Genomic DNA, 509 nt, shown 5'->3' on the forward strand with positions numbered 1-509 from the left:
ATCACAAGGATAAGGAGCAACCTCATCGAAGGTCACATCACATGACTCAACAATGGTGTTAGTCTCAAGGTTATAAACTCGGTAAGAACTGTCATGAGGGGTGTATCCAAGTGTAACACCCATATTTTACAAGAATAAAATTTTGTCAACATAGGAGTGCATATAAGATGCATATCAATTTGCAGTATATATGAAAAACCTTTCAAAAAATAAATCTTGTATAGGATGCATTGCATGACATGGCATATTATTTTTTCTAAAATCCTTGAGGAGCCTAGAAGAATTTAGGAAAATCCTCATGTCAAAATTCCTCCTAAATCTCCTTGTGGAAATTTCTAAAGTCTTGCCAAAATTTGAAATCCATTGAAATTTTAAAAAAACCAAATATGTTATAAAACACTCCTTGGATTTTGGCCCAACTGGCCCAGACCTTCCGCGCTGGCCCACTCTTTCCCGGGCCGCTGCCTCTCTCCATCGGCCCAATAGGCCCGTGAGTCGGTGGTGCCCTG

General features: G+C 39.7%; 1 protein-coding gene. It reads right to left on the reverse strand.

Features of this window, described 5'->3' with window-relative positions:
• Positions 1–174: 174 nt before the first annotated feature.
• On the reverse strand, positions 175–509 hold a 335-nt coding region (locus ACQY5W_RS13660), incomplete at its 5' end, for a hypothetical protein (protein ID WP_428025516.1).

The organism is Arcobacter sp. (genome assembly GCF_050300555.1).
Lineage (GTDB): Bacteria > Campylobacterota > Campylobacteria > Campylobacterales > Arcobacteraceae > Arcobacter.